This window comes from Crenobacter cavernae (genome assembly GCF_003355495.1).
Taxonomy (GTDB): Bacteria; Pseudomonadota; Gammaproteobacteria; order Burkholderiales; family Chromobacteriaceae; genus Crenobacter; species Crenobacter cavernae.
The window spans coordinates 1,879,116-1,893,603 of record NZ_CP031337.1 but is presented as its reverse complement, the minus strand read 5'-3'; the positions used below and the strand labels follow the sequence as shown (position 1 = coordinate 1,893,603).

Sequence of the window (14,488 nt, the reverse complement as noted above, 5' to 3'; positions counted from 1 at the left end):
CCTTCGCCGTCTAAGGCTCGGCCAGCCTTCTTCTGACCTCTGCCGTCCACGCACTACAGGTCGCGGCACATCACGGATCGCCCCTTCCGCTGCCTCTCGTGATTGCAGCGCAGCTGTCGAGGTACGGCAGAGTCGCCCACTTTCCTAAAGGCCGTGTGCCGCCGTTTTGTCTCGCTATCCGATGGCCTCGAAGCGGTCAAGGGCGGACGATCAAGCGCACGACACCGCTGGCGGAAAGTGACGCATCCTGTTTATGATTAGTGAATACTGGATGCCATAAAGCTAGGCAGGGCAAGACTTGGCAGTGACCAAGAGCGGTAGTGACGCAAAAACCATGTCATTTAGGCCTCACTTTGTTGCCAGTTTAGAGATCACATCGTTACTGAATTAGACCTCAGTGGTGATGGTTAATTAATAGTTAGCGCTAGCGGCATTATGAGAAGTATGGAATTAATTAATCCGCTTATATCAATTTTGGCATTTCTGGTTTCTGTTTATGCTGCATATACGGTAAATTCAAATCAAAAAAAGACCGTAATGTTCTCTAGAAAGCAGGAGATGGCTTGCATAAAATTGTTAATTTCAGAATATGAGATTCTTTTGCATAGCGTTATTAGAGAGAGAGGAAAAACAGGTAAGGAAATATCAAAAGATGAAAGTGATCTATTTGACAGGCTTTTGTCTCTTGAGGCTGTCATGAAAGTTGCTCAAGACGCAACAAATATAGCATTGGAGTCAAGTAAGCCAGTTTCTGACGACTTGTATAGTTTAAATATTTCGTTGAAAACGGACATCGAAAGTCATTTGATGCAACTGCGTGCATTGGAAACTAAATTCAAGAATTTTAACAGCAGTAGGGTTTCTGAGATAGAAGCGGAGCTCAAGAAAATGCAGGAAAAGATGGGGGCCATTTCTCAAATTATGGCTAACAAGTCATTCCAGCGGACCCGCTAAAGAGAGGGCTAACATTGCGTTGAAGGCGCGCCCTTCGGGCGCTGGGACGTTCCGCGCGGGGAGCGAAACGCCCCTTAACTTAGGCGTTAGAGTGCATTCCCCATGAGTCGCGGTGTTCTCCTTCCAGTTACCCTCTTCGTCGTCAGCGCGTTCTTCTCCGTCATGTCGTTGCACGCGGCTTGGGCGTCCATCATCGTCGGGCTTGCCCTGTGTGCCTACTCATTCGTTTGGACGCGTCGCGCAAGAGCCGCGCCTGGTTCCGCGCCTCAAACCACCTTCGCTGCATCACGCAGCATGCGCGCTGGCGTGGCTCTCGTGGTAGCCCCGGTGCTCACGGTATTGCTTGTGCTCGCGGCAATGTCGGGCTTGTTTGGCCGCCACTGAAATGCAGCACATGGCATCGCAGCGTTCTAACATTTCGTTCAAGTCGCCCGCTTCGCGGGCTGGGACGGGCAAAAAGCGCCGCTTTTTGCCCGCCCCTTAACTCAAGCGTTAGGCCACTAAGCACATGGACAGTTTATTTGCAGTGTTGTTAGAGCTATTGGCACTTTCCTTCCCTGGTAAGCGTCCTGAACAGATACACGTTTCAACTCTGACGGCATCTCTTGCTTTTGTCTTGATGGGCCTTATCGTAAGCGGTTTTGTGATCTCGCTGTTCCCGGCCTGGCATTTTGTAGTAAGTCTCTTGGTGGCGCTTTTCTCAGTATTCGCCATCATTTCTATACTCTGCCGGCTTGGTGTGCAGCCTGGGTTTTCATTGAGTCCTTTGGCTTTCTTAGCGTATTTTGTTAGTTTTATTGCCGGTGGAAGTTTCTTTTTCTTCCTTTGTGCCGCAAATGCGTGAGAGGAATCATGGTTTCGGCCTAACAGGTCGTTGAAGGCGCGCCCTCCGGCGCTGGGACGCGCCGCTAGCGGCGCGCCCCTTAATTTATTCGTTAGCAAACCGTTAGCCATTCATTACATCATGGAGAATTTTGTGACTAAAGAAGCAGGGAAAATGATTTGCGGTGTCGTTATGCCCATATCAAGCATTGACGGGTGTAATGAGTCACATTGGGCAGACGTTTTAGAGATAATTTCGGAAGCTATTGAAGACGCAGGTTTTGAATCAAACCTTGTAAGCAATGCCGATGATGTCGGAATAATTCACAAGAGAATAATTCAGAATCTTTATGACAACCCAATTGTTGTTTGTGACGTTAGCGGAAAAAATCCTAACGTGATGTTTGAACTAGGAATGCGCTTAGCCTTTGACAAACCAACAATAATTATAAAAGACGATAGAACCTCATACTCATTCGACACATCCGCCATAGAGCATCTTGAATACCCAAGGGACCTGCGGTTCTCAAAAATCACCGAATTCAAAGAAAAGCTATCTCAAAAATTACGCGCAACTTACGAAAAATCAACAACTGACGCAAACTACACTACTTTTCTAAAGCATTTCGGTGAATTTACAGTTGCAAAAATAGAAAAGAAAGAAGTTTCAGGGCAAGAATTCATAATAGATGAGCTTAGAAGTATTCGTATGGCTATGCGCCGTTTAGAGCGCGTAGGCTTGAAGGATATGATTCCAAATGAGTCATCTTTCAGGAACAGGCGCATAAAAGGAGATATCGATATATGTTTCTCTGATAGGTCGGACGAAGCTATTTCTGAAGCAGTAAATATTGCATCGTCTCACCCTGCAATAGACACTGTTTTTGTCGAAGAGCGAGAACCTGGGCACAGGCATCTTATAGCCAACATAAAACCAGGGTATGACGCCAACATTCTTGATATTGAAAAGATGTTAGGCGCTTATGGTCGCCCGCGACGCCGACCGCAAAGTAAAACTCCAGCCATAGGCTAACAAACGGTTCAAATCGTTCGCTGCGCTCACTGGGACGGGCTAAAGCCCGCCCCTTAACCTGAAACGTTAGGTGCTTCCTTAGCCCTCTAAACTTTACTTAGAGTATAAATATAAAGTGAAAATATTTTGCGGTGAATTCGAAGTATATGAGTCCGGGACATTAACAAGCCCAGATTTATCCGATACAAAATTTGTTATATCTGAATCCCCGTTGATGGAAATTGTTTTTCGTATCTCCATGGGTGAAGGTGAGCCAGGAATAAGTCTAGAGGCATTGGGCGAAAGCACTCTTGCCATGGTTTTCAAGAAACCTACTGGCATTGGATACGGCCCAGCAATACCAGTTAAAGTCGGTAATTTGAATGGTCGTGCTTTATACGTGAGTTTCCGTGCCTCCATGAGAGGCGAGAATTCCTCCTATGGTCTTGAGTATACTTTTTATCTCAAGGAAGCCGTGTGATGGCTAAAACCGGAATTGAGATGCCTGCACTTCAAAGTACAGGAATAGACAAAGAACACATCAAGGTTCAGCTTGACTACCACCAAGAAACTAACAAGCTGAATATGGCCTTTAAAGAAAAATGGCTTGAAACATTATTTTCTGCAAATTTTCTAGTTTTCTTAGTAACAATTTTTGTTATCGCCTCCGGCTTTGTATACATGTGTGTTGAGGGGGTAGTAAAAACTGACATAGTTGAATACTGGAAGCTAATACTTCCCGTTGTAACCACATATATTGGATATGCAATTGGTAAAGGAAAAGTAGGTTAACAATCCGCGCTTTTACGCACCTAACATGTGGTTCAAGTCGTTCGCTTCGCTCACTCGGGACGGGCTAAAGCCCGCCCCTTAACCAAACGTTAGCCGCCATGATGTTCCAGAAAACGACCTTTGAACGCTTGTTCCCTGCGGCACTGAGTGGCACAGGGCTTCTCAGCTACACCAGCTTCGGATTTGAATCGGGAGGGAAACGGTTTTTCGACATCACCGTTCCCGGAAGGCCGAGAATCGAGCAAGGGATGACAGTTATTGCACTTCTTGAGAAACCAAATAGATGGGAATCAAATGGCCTCTTGGGTTGGGTCGACTGCCTCGATGGTTCCGTTGTGTGCGACAGCGCTGGCAAGTTGTTCAGCATCGCCCTTCTGAATATTTTTTTCGCCGCAATGTTCCCCATCCGGGCATATGAAGTTTTCAGTAATCCCGAAATGGCAGACCTGATCGCATTCTTTGTAGCTGCCATGTTTATGGGGTTTACCTTGAGGTTCCTCTATCTTTCAATCAAGGCGCTACTCGTCAAAAAAACACTTCTAGCTGTCCGTAACCATGTTTTCGGGCGGTCGGTCAATACAAATGAGTTCGGTGGCTAACTATGCGCTCAAATCGCTCACTTCGTTCGCTGGGACGGGCTAAAGCCCGCCCCTTAGCTTAATCGTTAGGGTTCAAAGGCTCTGGAACGTAAAGGTTAGCCGAGCCTTTTCCATCGTCTGGCGTTTGCTGACCAGCTCCCCCTAAACAGAGCCTTCCTCCCCTCGCCCCTCCAACCTCGGCCAACCTTTCACGCCGCGCGCCGGCCGATCGCGACGCACATCGCCACCGCGGCGGTCACCGCCGCCAGCCCCAGCGACAACGGTTCGCCGAGCAGCCACGCTGCAGCGAGCATGCCGCCGAAGGGCTGCAACAGCTGCACCTGGCTGACGCGCGCGATGCCGCCGAGCGCAAGGCCTCGGTACCAGACGAAGAAGCCGAGGAACATGCTGACGACGCTGACGTAGGCGAAGCCCGCCCAGCTCGCCGCATGCACGAGGTGCTGAGGGCGCATCGCCCACACCGGCCACGCGATGAAGGGCGCGGCCAGCAAGAGCGCCCAGCAGATCACCTGCCAGCTGCCCATCTCGCGCGCGAGTCGTCCGCCCTCTGCGTAGCCGAGGCCGCACAGGACGATGGAGACCAGCAGATAGCCGTCGGCGCGCTGCAGTGTGCCGCCGGCCTCGCCCCACGCGTAGCCGGTGACGAGCACGCTGCCGGCGAGCGCGCAGGCCCAGAACGGCGCGCGCGGCCGCTCGTGCGCGAACCACGCGCCGAACAGCGCGGTGCAGAGCGGCAACAGGCCGGTGAACAGCGCGCCGTGGTTGGCGGGCACCTCGGCCAAGGCCAATGAGGAAAACAGCGGAAAACCGATCACCACGCCAAGGGATACCAGGCTCAGGCGCGCCCACTGCGCGAGGCTCGGCCGACGCTGGCGGGTGATCAGCAACAAGAGCGCGGCGAGGCCTGCGGCGACCAGCGCGCGGCCCAAGCCGATGAATAGCGGGTCAAGCTCGGCGACCGCGAGCCGGGTCGCCGGCAGGGTGCCGGAGAAACAGGCGACGCCGGCCAGGCCGTAGGCGAAGCCCCTGAGCGACGGCGAGGCGGCGGCGGGAAGCGAAGAAGGCGTTGCGGTGGAGGCGGACATGGCGGGCTTTCCGTGGCCGGGGACTTGCCCCGTGACGGAAATCAGCTTACAAGCTGACTGTTATGGGAAGACAGTAACAGTCTGACGCAACAGACACTCACTGTATCGGTAGAACCGCCATGACAGTTTCACTGCAAAACTGGCCGATCTCGGCCGACGCGCGCGCGCCGCTGGTCGAGCAGATCGTGTCGCACTGTATAGCCCAGATCCGCCACCAGCGCTGGCCTTCCGGCGCCAAGCTGCCATCGATCCGCGCTCTCGCGGCGCAATACAGCATCAGCAGCTTCACCGTGCACAACGCGTACGAGCGGCTGTTGGCCGGGGGCTGGCTGCGCTCGCGCCCCGGCGCCGGCTACTTCGTCGCGCGCGACGCACAGTCCGCCGGCGCGAGCATCGAGGCGAGCGCCGCGTCGAGCAGTCTCGCGGCGCAGGTCGCGCTGATGCGCCAGACGCTCACGCACCAGGAGCCCGGCCACCTGCACGTCGGCCGCGGCACGCTGCCCGACTCTTGGCTGGCCGAGGGCGAGCTGCGCCGCGCGCTGAGGGAGCTCGCGCGCCAAGGCGGCTCGCTGACCGCCTACGGCACGCCGCAGGGCTACCTGCCGTTGAGGCAGCAATTATCCGGCCGTCTCGCTCAGTGGCAGATCGCCGCGAGCCCGGCGCAGATCCTGCTCACCGCCGGCGCGAGCCAGGCGCTCGACCTGGTGCTGCGCCTGATGCTCAAACCGGGCGACGCGGTGCTGATCGATAGCCCAAGCTTCTTCAACTTCCACGCCTGCCTGCGGCTGCATGGCGCACGGCTGGTGTCGGTGCCGCGCACGCCGCAAGGACCCGACCTGGCCGCGCTCGAGGCGGCGTTGGCCGAGCACCGGCCGCGGCTCTTCCTGACCAACAGCGTGCTGCACAACCCGACCGGCACCAGCCTGACGCTGCCGGTCGCGCACCGCGTGCTGCAGCTTCTCGCCCAGTACGACTGCCTCGCGATCGAGGACGACATCTACGCCGACTTCTGCGAGTCCGACTCTTGCCGGCTCGCCGCGCTCGACGGGCTCGAGCGCGTGATCTATCTGGGCAGCTTCAGCAAGACGCTGTCGGCCAACCTGCGCGTCGGCTTCGTCGCGGCGAGCGCGCAGCGCATCGCCGCGCTGACCGACATCAAGCTGATCACCGGCATGAGCACGCCGCAGGCGATCGAGCAGCTGGTGTACCGGCTGCTCACCGGCGGCCAATACCGCCGCCACGTCGACGCGCTGCGCCGTCGTCTTTCGGCCGCGCAGGCCTTCGTGCTGCCAAGGTTGGCCGAGCTTGGCTGCACGCCGTGGGCCGAGCCGCAGGGCGGCTATCTGGCCTGGGTGGCGCTGCCCGACGGCGTGAGCGCCGACGCGCTCGCCGAAGCCGCGGCGCGCCACGACATCTGGCTCGCGCCCGGCCGGCACTTTACACTCGAGGATTCGGCCGCCGGTCAGCTGCGCGTCAATATGGCGCACGCGCTCGACGAGCGCTTCTGGCAATTCCTCGCCGCTGAGCTAACGTCCATTCAGCGGCCTTAAAACAGCTTCACACATTCTCACGAATCCGCCACGCTGCAGCCGGTCGAACCCTGGCATGCTGAAGCGCGGCCGGAAAGATTTTTTCGCATCGTGAAATTTTTTGTAAGCGCGGCCCACGCCGTGCGACCAACGGGGCGTACGCGGCGAAAAACGCGGCGTCCGACCCCATCCACTGCAAGGAGAAAGCAATGAAAGCATCCCGCACCCTGATCGCCTCCGCCCTCGGCGCCGTCGTCGCCATGGCCGCCGTCAGCGCCCCGGCCATCGCCGCCGAAAAAGAAAAGTGCTACGGCATCGCCACCGCCGGCAAGAACGACTGCGCGTCGGCCGCGGGCACCCACAGCTGCGCCGGCCAGTCCAAGGTCGACAAGGACCCGAACGACTGGAAATACGTCGCCAAGGGCAGCTGCGAAAAAATGGGCGGCATGATGCAGCCGGCCATGAAGAAATAAGCGGGACGGCGCCGGCCCGGTCTTCCCGGGCGACCGGCGTCGCGACGGCCGCCCCTCCCCCCTTCCGCCCGCCTTCCCAAACCCATGACAGCCACCCTCCCGCTTCGCGCCGGCATCGGCCTGCGCGCGCCCCACTACCGCGAAGTGCTCGAGACCCTCGAGGCCGGGCCTGACCTTCACTGGATCGAGGTGCACGGCGAGAACTTCTTCGGCGGCGGCACGCCGCTGGCGATGCTTTCAAGGTTGGCCGAGCGCTACCCCTTGTCGCTGCACGGCGTCGGCCTCGGGCTCGGCTCGTTCGATCCGCCCGACCCTGGGCACCTTACGGCACTCAAGACGCTGGCCGACGCGATCGGCCCGGCCAGCGTGTCCGAACACCTGTGCCTGAACCACGCCGGCGGCCACTACGCCAACGACCTGTTGCCGCTGCCGTATACCGAGACGATGCTCGCCCGCGTCGCCGACCACGTGTCGGCCGCGCAGGACGCGCTCGGCCGACGTCTGCTGCTCGAAAACCTGTCGAGCTATTTGAGTTATCCGGACAACGAGATGGGCGAGGGCGAGTTCCTCGCCGAACTTGCCCGCCGCACCGGCTGCGGCCTCTTGCTCGACGTGAACAATCTGTACGTGAACCAGCAGAACCTCGGCGCCGACGTCGGCGCCTTCTTCGCCGCGCTGCCGGCCGACGCGATCGGCGAGATGCACTTGGCCGGCTTTTCCGAGCGCGACGGCCTGTTGATCGACACGCACAGCCGGCCGGTGTATGAGCCGGTATGGGCGCTTTACCAGCAGGCGCTCGAGCGCTTCGGACCTCGGCCAACGCTGATCGAGTGGGACCTCGACATCCCGCCGCTCGCCACGCTCACCGCCGAGGCCGCCCGCGCCGACACCTACCTCGAGGCCTGCACGCGATGAGCCCGCACGACACGCCCGAAGCGCGCTGGCAGGCAGCGCTGATCGCCTCGATAGAGAACCGCGCCGACGGCGAAACGCCCTGCTTCGCCGCTAAGGGCCTCGCCGCCTACCGCAACAACTACCGCGTCGGCCTGATCGACGCGCTCGCCTTCATCTACCCGGTGGTGAAGGCGCTGGTCGGCGACGACTTCTTCACCGGCCTCGCGCGCGAGTATGTGAAGCGCACGCCGTCGCAAAGCGGCGACCTGCACCGCTACGGCGCGACGTTCGGCGACTTTCTCTGCGGCTTCGAACCGGCGCGCGAGCTGCCGTATCTGGCCGATACCGCCCGGCTCGAATGGCTCGCGCACCGCGCCTACTACGCGCCCGACGCCGCGCCGCTGTCGCCCGGCGCGTTCGCAACGTTGGCCGAGGACGACTGGCCGCGGCTGCGCTTTGCCTTCATGCCCGGTTGCGCGGTGCTCGCCTCCGATTATCCGGTCGGTCGCTTGTGGCACTACCACCAGCCGGGCGCGCCCGACGACTGGCGGCTAGCCCCCGATGCCGGCGGCGACGCGGTGCGCGTGTCGCGCGGTGTCGATGGTCGTACAGAGGTGAAGCTGTTGAGCGAGGCCGACGCCGCGTGGCTCGCCGCACTGCTCGCCGGCGAAGCGCTCGAAGCGGCGACCGACGCCGCGCTCGGGATCGACCCGGCCTTCGACCTCGAGACCGCGCTCATCGCGCTGATCCACGACGGCGTGCTCGCGCGCCTCGTCCTTCCCGAAGGAGACCGACCATGAACCCGCTCGCCCGACTCGTCGCCCTCGCCCGCCCGCTGGTCGACGTCGCCGACACCTGGCTGCGCCCGCTGGTGCTCTTGTGGCTGCGCATCGTCGTCGGTCTGGTGTTCCTGCGCTCGGGGCTGACCAAGCTCGACGACTGGGAGACGACGGTGTTCCTGTTCACCGAGGAATACCACGTGCCGCTGTTGCCGCCGCCGGTCGCCGCCTTTCTCGGCACCGCCGGCGAGACGCTGCTGTCGCCTTTGCTGATCGCCGGTCTCGCCGGCCGCTTCGCCGCGGCCGGGCTGTTCGTCGTCAACGCGATGGCGGTGATCAGCTACCCCGGCCTCACCGAGACGACGCGCGAATTCCACCTGTACTGGGCGATGCTGCTCGCGGTGATCGCGGCCGTCGGTCCCGGCACGCTGTCGCTCGACGCCTGGCTGACGCGCAAGGCGCGCGACTGAAGGCGTTTTCCACGGGCGGGTTTCACCGCCTAGGGTCGCCACGGACGAGCGACAGCGCCGCCCGTGGCATAATCAGCCTTTTGCCCGTTTTGCCCGCCATGAGCGCCTACACCCTCGTCCTGCAAGCCCCCGCCCTTTCCGATACCGACGTCGCCGCCCTGGCCGAGCTCTCCGGCGCCGCCGAAGTCGTGCGCCGCTCGGCCAACGTCGCGCGCCTGGCGAACGCCGACCCAGCGCGCCGCGACGCGGTCGCCGCCTACTGCGACGCCGCCGGTATCGACGCCGCCTTCGTTCCGGCCGGCAAACGCTTCTCCGACTACGGCCTGATCGTGTCCGACATGGATTCGACGCTGATCACGATCGAGTGCATCGACGAGATCGCCGACATGCAGGGCCTGAAGGACCAGGTCGCCGCGATCACCGAGCGCTCGATGCGCGGCGAACTCGACTTCGTCGCCTCGCTGATCGAACGCGTCGCGCTGCTCAAGGGTCTGCCCGAGGAGGCGCTCAGCCGCGTCTACGCCGAACGCATCGAACTGACGCCCGGCGCGGCCGAACTGTTGGCCGCGTGCAAGCAACACGGCGTGCGCTTCCAGCTGGTGTCGGGCGGCTTCACCTTCTTCACCGAAAAGCTGAAGGCGGAGCTCGGCCTCGACTACGCGTTCGCCAACACGCTCGAAGTCGAAGACGGCAGGCTGACCGGCCGCGTGCTCGGCGACATCGTCGACGCGGCCGCCAAGGCGCGCCTGTTGCGCGAGACGCGCGACGCGCTCGGCCTCAAGCCGGAACAGGTGATCGCGATCGGCGACGGCGCCAACGACCTCCTGATGTTGGCCGAGGCCGGCCTCGGCGTCGCGTACAAGGCCAAGCCGGTGGTGCGAAAACAGGCCGACGTCGCGATCAACCACGGCGGGCTCGACGCGGTGCTCGGCCTGTTCGCCTGAAACGCGCTATAGAGAAAGCACCTGCCTTGCGGACCGACGCCATGCTGCCCGACCTCGACACCGTCAGCTTCGACGCCACGCTGCCCCTCGCGGTAGAGCCGCTGACGGGCGCCGCAACGCTAGCTCGCGAAACCCGGCTGGCGTTGCGCATCCTCGCCGCGCCGGCGCCGCGCGAGGAGGACGAGGCGGCGGCCGCTAGGCTCGAGGCCAAGCTCGACCTCGCGCTCGAGGTCGCGCTGATGGCGCGCCGCCCGCATACGCCGGCGCTGCGCGACTGCCGTGTCGGCCTCGATGCGCTGTGCTGGCACGAGGACGCCGGCCACCGCCACGAAGCCGGCGAGGTGCTGCTCGTCACACTGTTCCCGCACCCCGACTCGGCGCTCGCGCTCGAGTTGCCGTTACGCATCGAACTGCCCGCCGACGCCGGCCGCGCTTGTCTCGCCCGTCTGTTGCCGGTGTTCGACGAGGCCAGCCGGCAGAGGTGGGAACGCTGGGTCTTCCGCCGCCACCGCCTCGCGCTGCAGCAACGCTGAATCCCCCGTCCCGATTGGCTTCTCCCGCGCTGGTTTCCCCTGCTTGCCAGCCATAAAACAGTTGATCAAAACGTCTCACTAAATCATGATGTGGGGATATTCAGTGTGGTTATCCCGTGTCAGCTAAAACCCCCACCCCCACGCCCCTCGAGAAAGTCCCCGCGCCGCGGCTGGAACAGCAAATCCTCCTGATCGTCGCCTGCCTCGCCGCGCTGGTCTCCGCCTGGGGATTGGCCAACGGCTACCTGCAGCAGCGCGTGCGCGCCGAGCGCGCCGAAGCCGCGCTCGCGCTCGACGCAACGCTGCGCACGCTCGAACTCTCGCTCGCCGAGCAGACCCGCCAGCTGGAGGACGAACTGCCACGCGCCGCCCGTCCCTCCGCGCGGATCGCCCGGCTCACCGGCGGCGGCAAGGTCTGGCGCTTCGGCTACGACGGCAAGGTCGCCGCGCTGACCGCCAACACCGCGGCGCCCGACGCCGTCCTGCAGCGACTCGGCCTGCGCGCGCTCGGCCGCGACCTGCCGGCGGGCGCGCTGACCTTCCTGCCCAGCGCCCAGACGCCGCCGGGCCCCCTCTCCTTCGCGATCGCCGGCTGCCCGCACCCACCCTGTACCGGCATCGCCGTCGGCCGGCTCAAGCCCTGGCCGCTGCTGCGCCCGAACTGGCCGGCCCACTGGCAGGCGAGCATCGAACTGAAGGACGAAAACGGCCAGCGCTACGGCCGCTTTACGCTCGGGCAAGACAACGCCTCGGAAGGCCTGCCGCTGTGGCTGGGCTTGATGGCACCGGGCCTGGCGGTCGCCGCCCCGCTGCCGCTCAACGTCACGCGCCCGCTCGGCCAGCAGGACCTCTTGCTGGAGGCGCGGCTCGCGCCTGCCTCGTTCGCGCCGGCCTCGCCGTGGCTGGTCGCGCTGCCGCTCGCGGCGCTGTTCACCGCCGGCGTGCTGCTCTTCCTCGTCTACCGCCTCTACCGCCAGTACCGCAGCGCCTCGCGCCGGCTCGAACAGCTCGAACAGAGCTATCTGCTGCTGAACACGTCGCACGGTACGCTGCGCGAGCGGCTGAAGAAACTGTCTGCGTCGCAGCGCGACCTGCAGACGCTGATCGACACGGTGCAGGTCGGCGTGGTCATCCTCGACGCCGGCCATTGGCAGATCCGCGCGTGCAACCAGCGCGCCGGCGACCTGTTCGGCTGCGACGCCAACGACCTCGTCGGCCAGTCGGGCGAACGGCTGTTCGCGACCGAGACCGACCTGTCGCTCTGCCGCACGTTGATCACGCAGGGCATGCCGGTCACCGACCGCGACCTGAGTCTCAAGCGCCAGGACGACAGCGAGTTCTGGTCGCTCGTGTCGATGCGCGGCCTGTTCCACAACGGCCAGCCGGCGGTCGCGATCAGCGTCGTCGACGTCAGCGAGCGCATCGCTCACGCCGAGCTGCTCGAGGCGGAAAAAAAGGCGACCGAACACGCGATGCAGCAGCTGCAGTCGGCGCAGGCCGAGTTGGTCGAACTGGCGACGCTCGACGACCTGACCGGCATCGCCAACCGCCGCCACTTCATGAAGAGCGCGACCGCGCTGCTCGACCAGGCGTGCCGGCGCGAACGCCCGCTGTCGGTGCTGATGATAGACATCGACCACTTCAAGCAGGTGAACGACACGCTCGGCCACGACGCCGGCGACGCCATCCTCAGCCAGACCGTCACGCTGTGCCAGGCGCTGATCCGCCAGCACGACGTGTTCGGCCGCATCGGCGGCGAGGAGTTCTGCCTGGTGCTGCCCGACTCGGACGACCTGACCGCGCTCGGCATCGCCGAACGCATCCGCGAACGCGTCGCCAACCACCCGTTCCGCGCCAGCGGCAAGACGCGCCAGGTCACCGTCAGCGTCGGCCTGACCATCTGGCTGCCCGGCGAAGCGCCGCCGGCGCTCGCCGCGCTGCTCAAGACCGCCGACGAGGCGCTGTACCGCGCCAAGGCGCAGGGCCGCAACCAGGTCGTCTGCGCGCGCGGCCAGCGCAGCCTCGACGACCTGCGGTCAGCGCCATCGACAAGCACGCGCTGAGACGGCGCCCAACAAAAAACCCCGGCCGATGAGCCGGGGTTTTTCTTTCACAGCGCGGCAGATTCAGTGGGCGAGCGCCGCGAGCAGCTTGCCGTGCACACCGCCGAAGCCGCCGTTGCTCATCACCAGCACATGGTCGCCCGGTCGCGCCTCGGCGACGACCGCCGCGACCAGCGCGTCGAGGTCGTCGAAGCTTTGCGCAATATCGCCCAAGGGCGCCAGCGCGTCGGCCGGGTCCCAGCCGAGGTTCGCGCCGTAGCAGAACACCTTGTCGGCGTCCGCGAGCGAGCCGGGCAACGCTTCTTTCATCGTGCCGAGCTTCATCGTGTTCGAGCGCGGTTCGAGCACCGCCAGGATGCGGGCTCGGCCAACCTTGGCGCGCAGGCCGGCGACGGTGGTCGCGATCGCGGTCGGGTGGTGCGCGAAGTCGTCGTAGACGGTGACGCCGTTCGCGACACCCTTCACCTCCATGCGGCGCTTGACGTTGGCGAAGCGCGACAGCGAATCGATCGCGTCTTTCACCGCGACACCGGCGTGGCGCGCGGCGGCGATCGCGGCGATCGCGTTCATCCGGTTGTGTTCGCCGAGCAGCGCCCAGCGCACCGTGCCCTGTTGCACGCCGCCGAGCATCACGTCGAAGCTGCCGTCGGCGGTGACTTCGCCGATCTGCCAGCCGGCGTCGACGCCGAAGCGCTCGATCGGCGTCCAGCAGCCGCGATCGAGAACGCGGCCCAGGTTGGCGTCTCTACCGTTCGACACGATGAGGCCCTGGCCCGGCACGATGCGCACCAGGTGGTGGAACTGCGTCTCGATCGCCGCGAGGTCGGCGAAGATGTCGGCGTGGTCGAATTCGAGGTTGTTGAGGATGACGGTGCGCGGACGGTAGTGGACGAACTTGGAGCGCTTGTCGAAGAAGGCGGTGTCGTACTCGTCGGCCTCGATCACGAAGAAGGGGCTCACGCTCGCCGCGTCCTGGCGCGGCGTGCCCGGCAGGCGCGCCGACACGCCGAAGTTCTCCGGGATGCCGCCGATCAGGAAGCCGGGCGCGAGGCCGGCGTCCTCGAGGATCCACGCCAGCATGCCGGTGGTGGTGGTCTTGCCGTGCGTGCCGGCGACCGCCAGCACCCACAGCTCGTCCAGCACGTTCTCGGCCAGCCATTGCGGGCCCGAGAGGTATGGCAGGCCGCGGTCCATGATCGCTTCCATCAGCGGCATGCCGCGCTTGACGACGTTGCCAATCACGTAGACGTCGGGCTTAAGCTCCAGCTGCTCCTCGCCGAAGCCCTGGATTAGCTCGATGCCCATCGCTTCGAGCTGGGTGCTCATCGGCGGGTAGACGTTGGCGTCGCAGCCGGTCACGCGGTGACCGGCCTGTTTGGCGATGGCGGCGATGCCTCCCATGAAGGTGCCGCAGATGCCGAGAATATGGATGTGCATGACAGCTCGTGTGAAAAACGGCAAAGCGCAAAGGATACCGCAAAGCGGCAGCCCGGCGGCATCGGCCGCCGCCTAAAGCGACCGCCAAGCCGATCGTGAAGA

The 14,488-nt window shown here is 62.7% G+C and carries 16 protein-coding genes; 14 read left to right on the top strand and 2 right to left on the bottom strand.

Going from position 1 to position 14,488, the window contains the following annotated elements:
* The first annotated feature begins 444 nt into the window (after positions 1-444).
* From DWG20_RS09135 to DWG20_RS09120, 6 genes are all read left to right on the top strand, one after another.
* A complete protein-coding gene (locus DWG20_RS09135; protein ID WP_147289939.1) occupies positions 445-954 on the top strand; it encodes a hypothetical protein in 510 nt (169 codons plus the stop codon).
* Positions 955-1,462: 508 nt separating this feature from the next.
* Positions 1,463-1,798, top strand: coding sequence for a hypothetical protein (locus tag DWG20_RS15945; protein ID WP_147289938.1), 336 nt, complete (start codon positions 1,463-1,465; stop codon positions 1,796-1,798).
* 132 nt (positions 1,799-1,930) lie between these two features.
* On the top strand, positions 1,931-2,809 hold the full coding sequence (locus DWG20_RS09125; protein ID WP_220271944.1) for a hypothetical protein: 879 nt from the start codon (positions 1,931-1,933) through the stop codon (positions 2,807-2,809).
* A 115-nt stretch (positions 2,810-2,924) separates the two neighbouring features.
* Positions 2,925-3,269: a DUF6864 domain-containing function gene (locus DWG20_RS15940; RefSeq protein WP_147289937.1), complete on the top strand. Its 345-nt coding sequence runs from the start codon at positions 2,925-2,927 to the stop codon at positions 3,267-3,269.
* Positions 3,269-3,580 (top strand): hypothetical protein, encoded by a 312-nt coding sequence (locus tag DWG20_RS15935; RefSeq protein ID WP_147289936.1) that lies wholly within the window; start codon positions 3,269-3,271, stop codon positions 3,578-3,580. Before DWG20_RS15940 ends, DWG20_RS15935 begins: the two co-directional genes overlap by 1 nt.
* Before the next feature lie 98 nt (positions 3,581-3,678).
* Positions 3,679-4,179 (top strand): hypothetical protein, encoded by a 501-nt coding sequence (locus DWG20_RS09120; protein WP_115433522.1) that lies wholly within the window; start codon positions 3,679-3,681, stop codon positions 4,177-4,179.
* Between the two features lie 188 nt (positions 4,180-4,367).
* Here DWG20_RS09120 and DWG20_RS09115 read toward each other — a convergent pair whose 3' ends face one another.
* Entirely contained in the window at positions 4,368-5,264 is an 897-nt protein-coding gene (locus DWG20_RS09115) for a DMT family transporter (protein ID WP_115433521.1), read from the bottom strand.
* A gap of 119 nt (positions 5,265-5,383) precedes the next feature.
* On the opposite strand from DWG20_RS09115, the gene DWG20_RS09110 reads away from it, so the two are divergent.
* The 8 genes from DWG20_RS09110 to DWG20_RS09075 all read left to right on the top strand — a co-directional run bounded on the left by DWG20_RS09110 (position 5,384) and on the right by DWG20_RS09075 (position 12,949).
* Positions 5,384-6,814, top strand: coding sequence for an aminotransferase-like domain-containing protein (locus DWG20_RS09110; RefSeq protein WP_115433520.1), 1,431 nt, complete (start codon positions 5,384-5,386; stop codon positions 6,812-6,814).
* 188 nt (positions 6,815-7,002) lie between these two features.
* A complete protein-coding gene (locus tag DWG20_RS09105) occupies positions 7,003-7,266 on the top strand; it encodes a BufA1 family periplasmic bufferin-type metallophore (protein ID WP_115433519.1) in 264 nt (87 codons plus the stop codon).
* 84 nt (positions 7,267-7,350) lie between these two features.
* Positions 7,351-8,181, top strand: coding sequence for an MNIO family bufferin maturase (bufB, locus tag DWG20_RS09100; RefSeq protein ID WP_115433518.1), 831 nt, complete (start codon positions 7,351-7,353; stop codon positions 8,179-8,181).
* On the top strand, positions 8,178-8,960 hold the full coding sequence (locus tag DWG20_RS09095) for an HvfC/BufC N-terminal domain-containing protein (protein WP_115433517.1): 783 nt from the start codon (positions 8,178-8,180) through the stop codon (positions 8,958-8,960). The genes bufB and DWG20_RS09095 overlap by 4 nt, the downstream gene beginning before the upstream one ends.
* Positions 8,957-9,409 carry a DoxX family protein gene (locus DWG20_RS09090; protein WP_115433516.1) on the top strand — a complete coding sequence of 151 codons (453 nt, stop codon included), beginning with the start codon at positions 8,957-8,959 and terminating at the stop codon, positions 9,407-9,409. The genes DWG20_RS09095 and DWG20_RS09090 overlap by 4 nt, the downstream gene beginning before the upstream one ends.
* 98 nt (positions 9,410-9,507) lie before the next feature.
* A complete protein-coding gene (gene serB, locus DWG20_RS09085; RefSeq protein ID WP_115433515.1) occupies positions 9,508-10,353 on the top strand; it encodes a phosphoserine phosphatase SerB in 846 nt (281 codons plus the stop codon).
* A 26-nt stretch (positions 10,354-10,379) separates the two neighbouring features.
* Positions 10,380-10,886: a hypothetical protein gene (locus DWG20_RS09080; RefSeq protein WP_147289935.1), complete on the top strand. Its 507-nt coding sequence runs from the start codon at positions 10,380-10,382 to the stop codon at positions 10,884-10,886.
* Between the two features lie 116 nt (positions 10,887-11,002).
* Positions 11,003-12,949 carry a sensor domain-containing diguanylate cyclase gene (locus DWG20_RS09075; RefSeq protein ID WP_147289934.1) on the top strand — a complete coding sequence of 649 codons (1,947 nt, stop codon included), beginning with the start codon at positions 11,003-11,005 and terminating at the stop codon, positions 12,947-12,949.
* A 63-nt stretch (positions 12,950-13,012) separates the two neighbouring features.
* Here DWG20_RS09075 and mpl read toward each other — a convergent pair whose 3' ends face one another.
* Positions 13,013-14,386 carry a UDP-N-acetylmuramate:L-alanyl-gamma-D-glutamyl-meso-diaminopimelate ligase gene (mpl, locus tag DWG20_RS09070; RefSeq protein ID WP_115433512.1) on the bottom strand — a complete coding sequence of 458 codons (1,374 nt, stop codon included), beginning with the start codon at positions 14,384-14,386 and terminating at the stop codon, positions 13,013-13,015.
* Between the last annotated feature and the right edge of the window lie 102 nt (positions 14,387-14,488).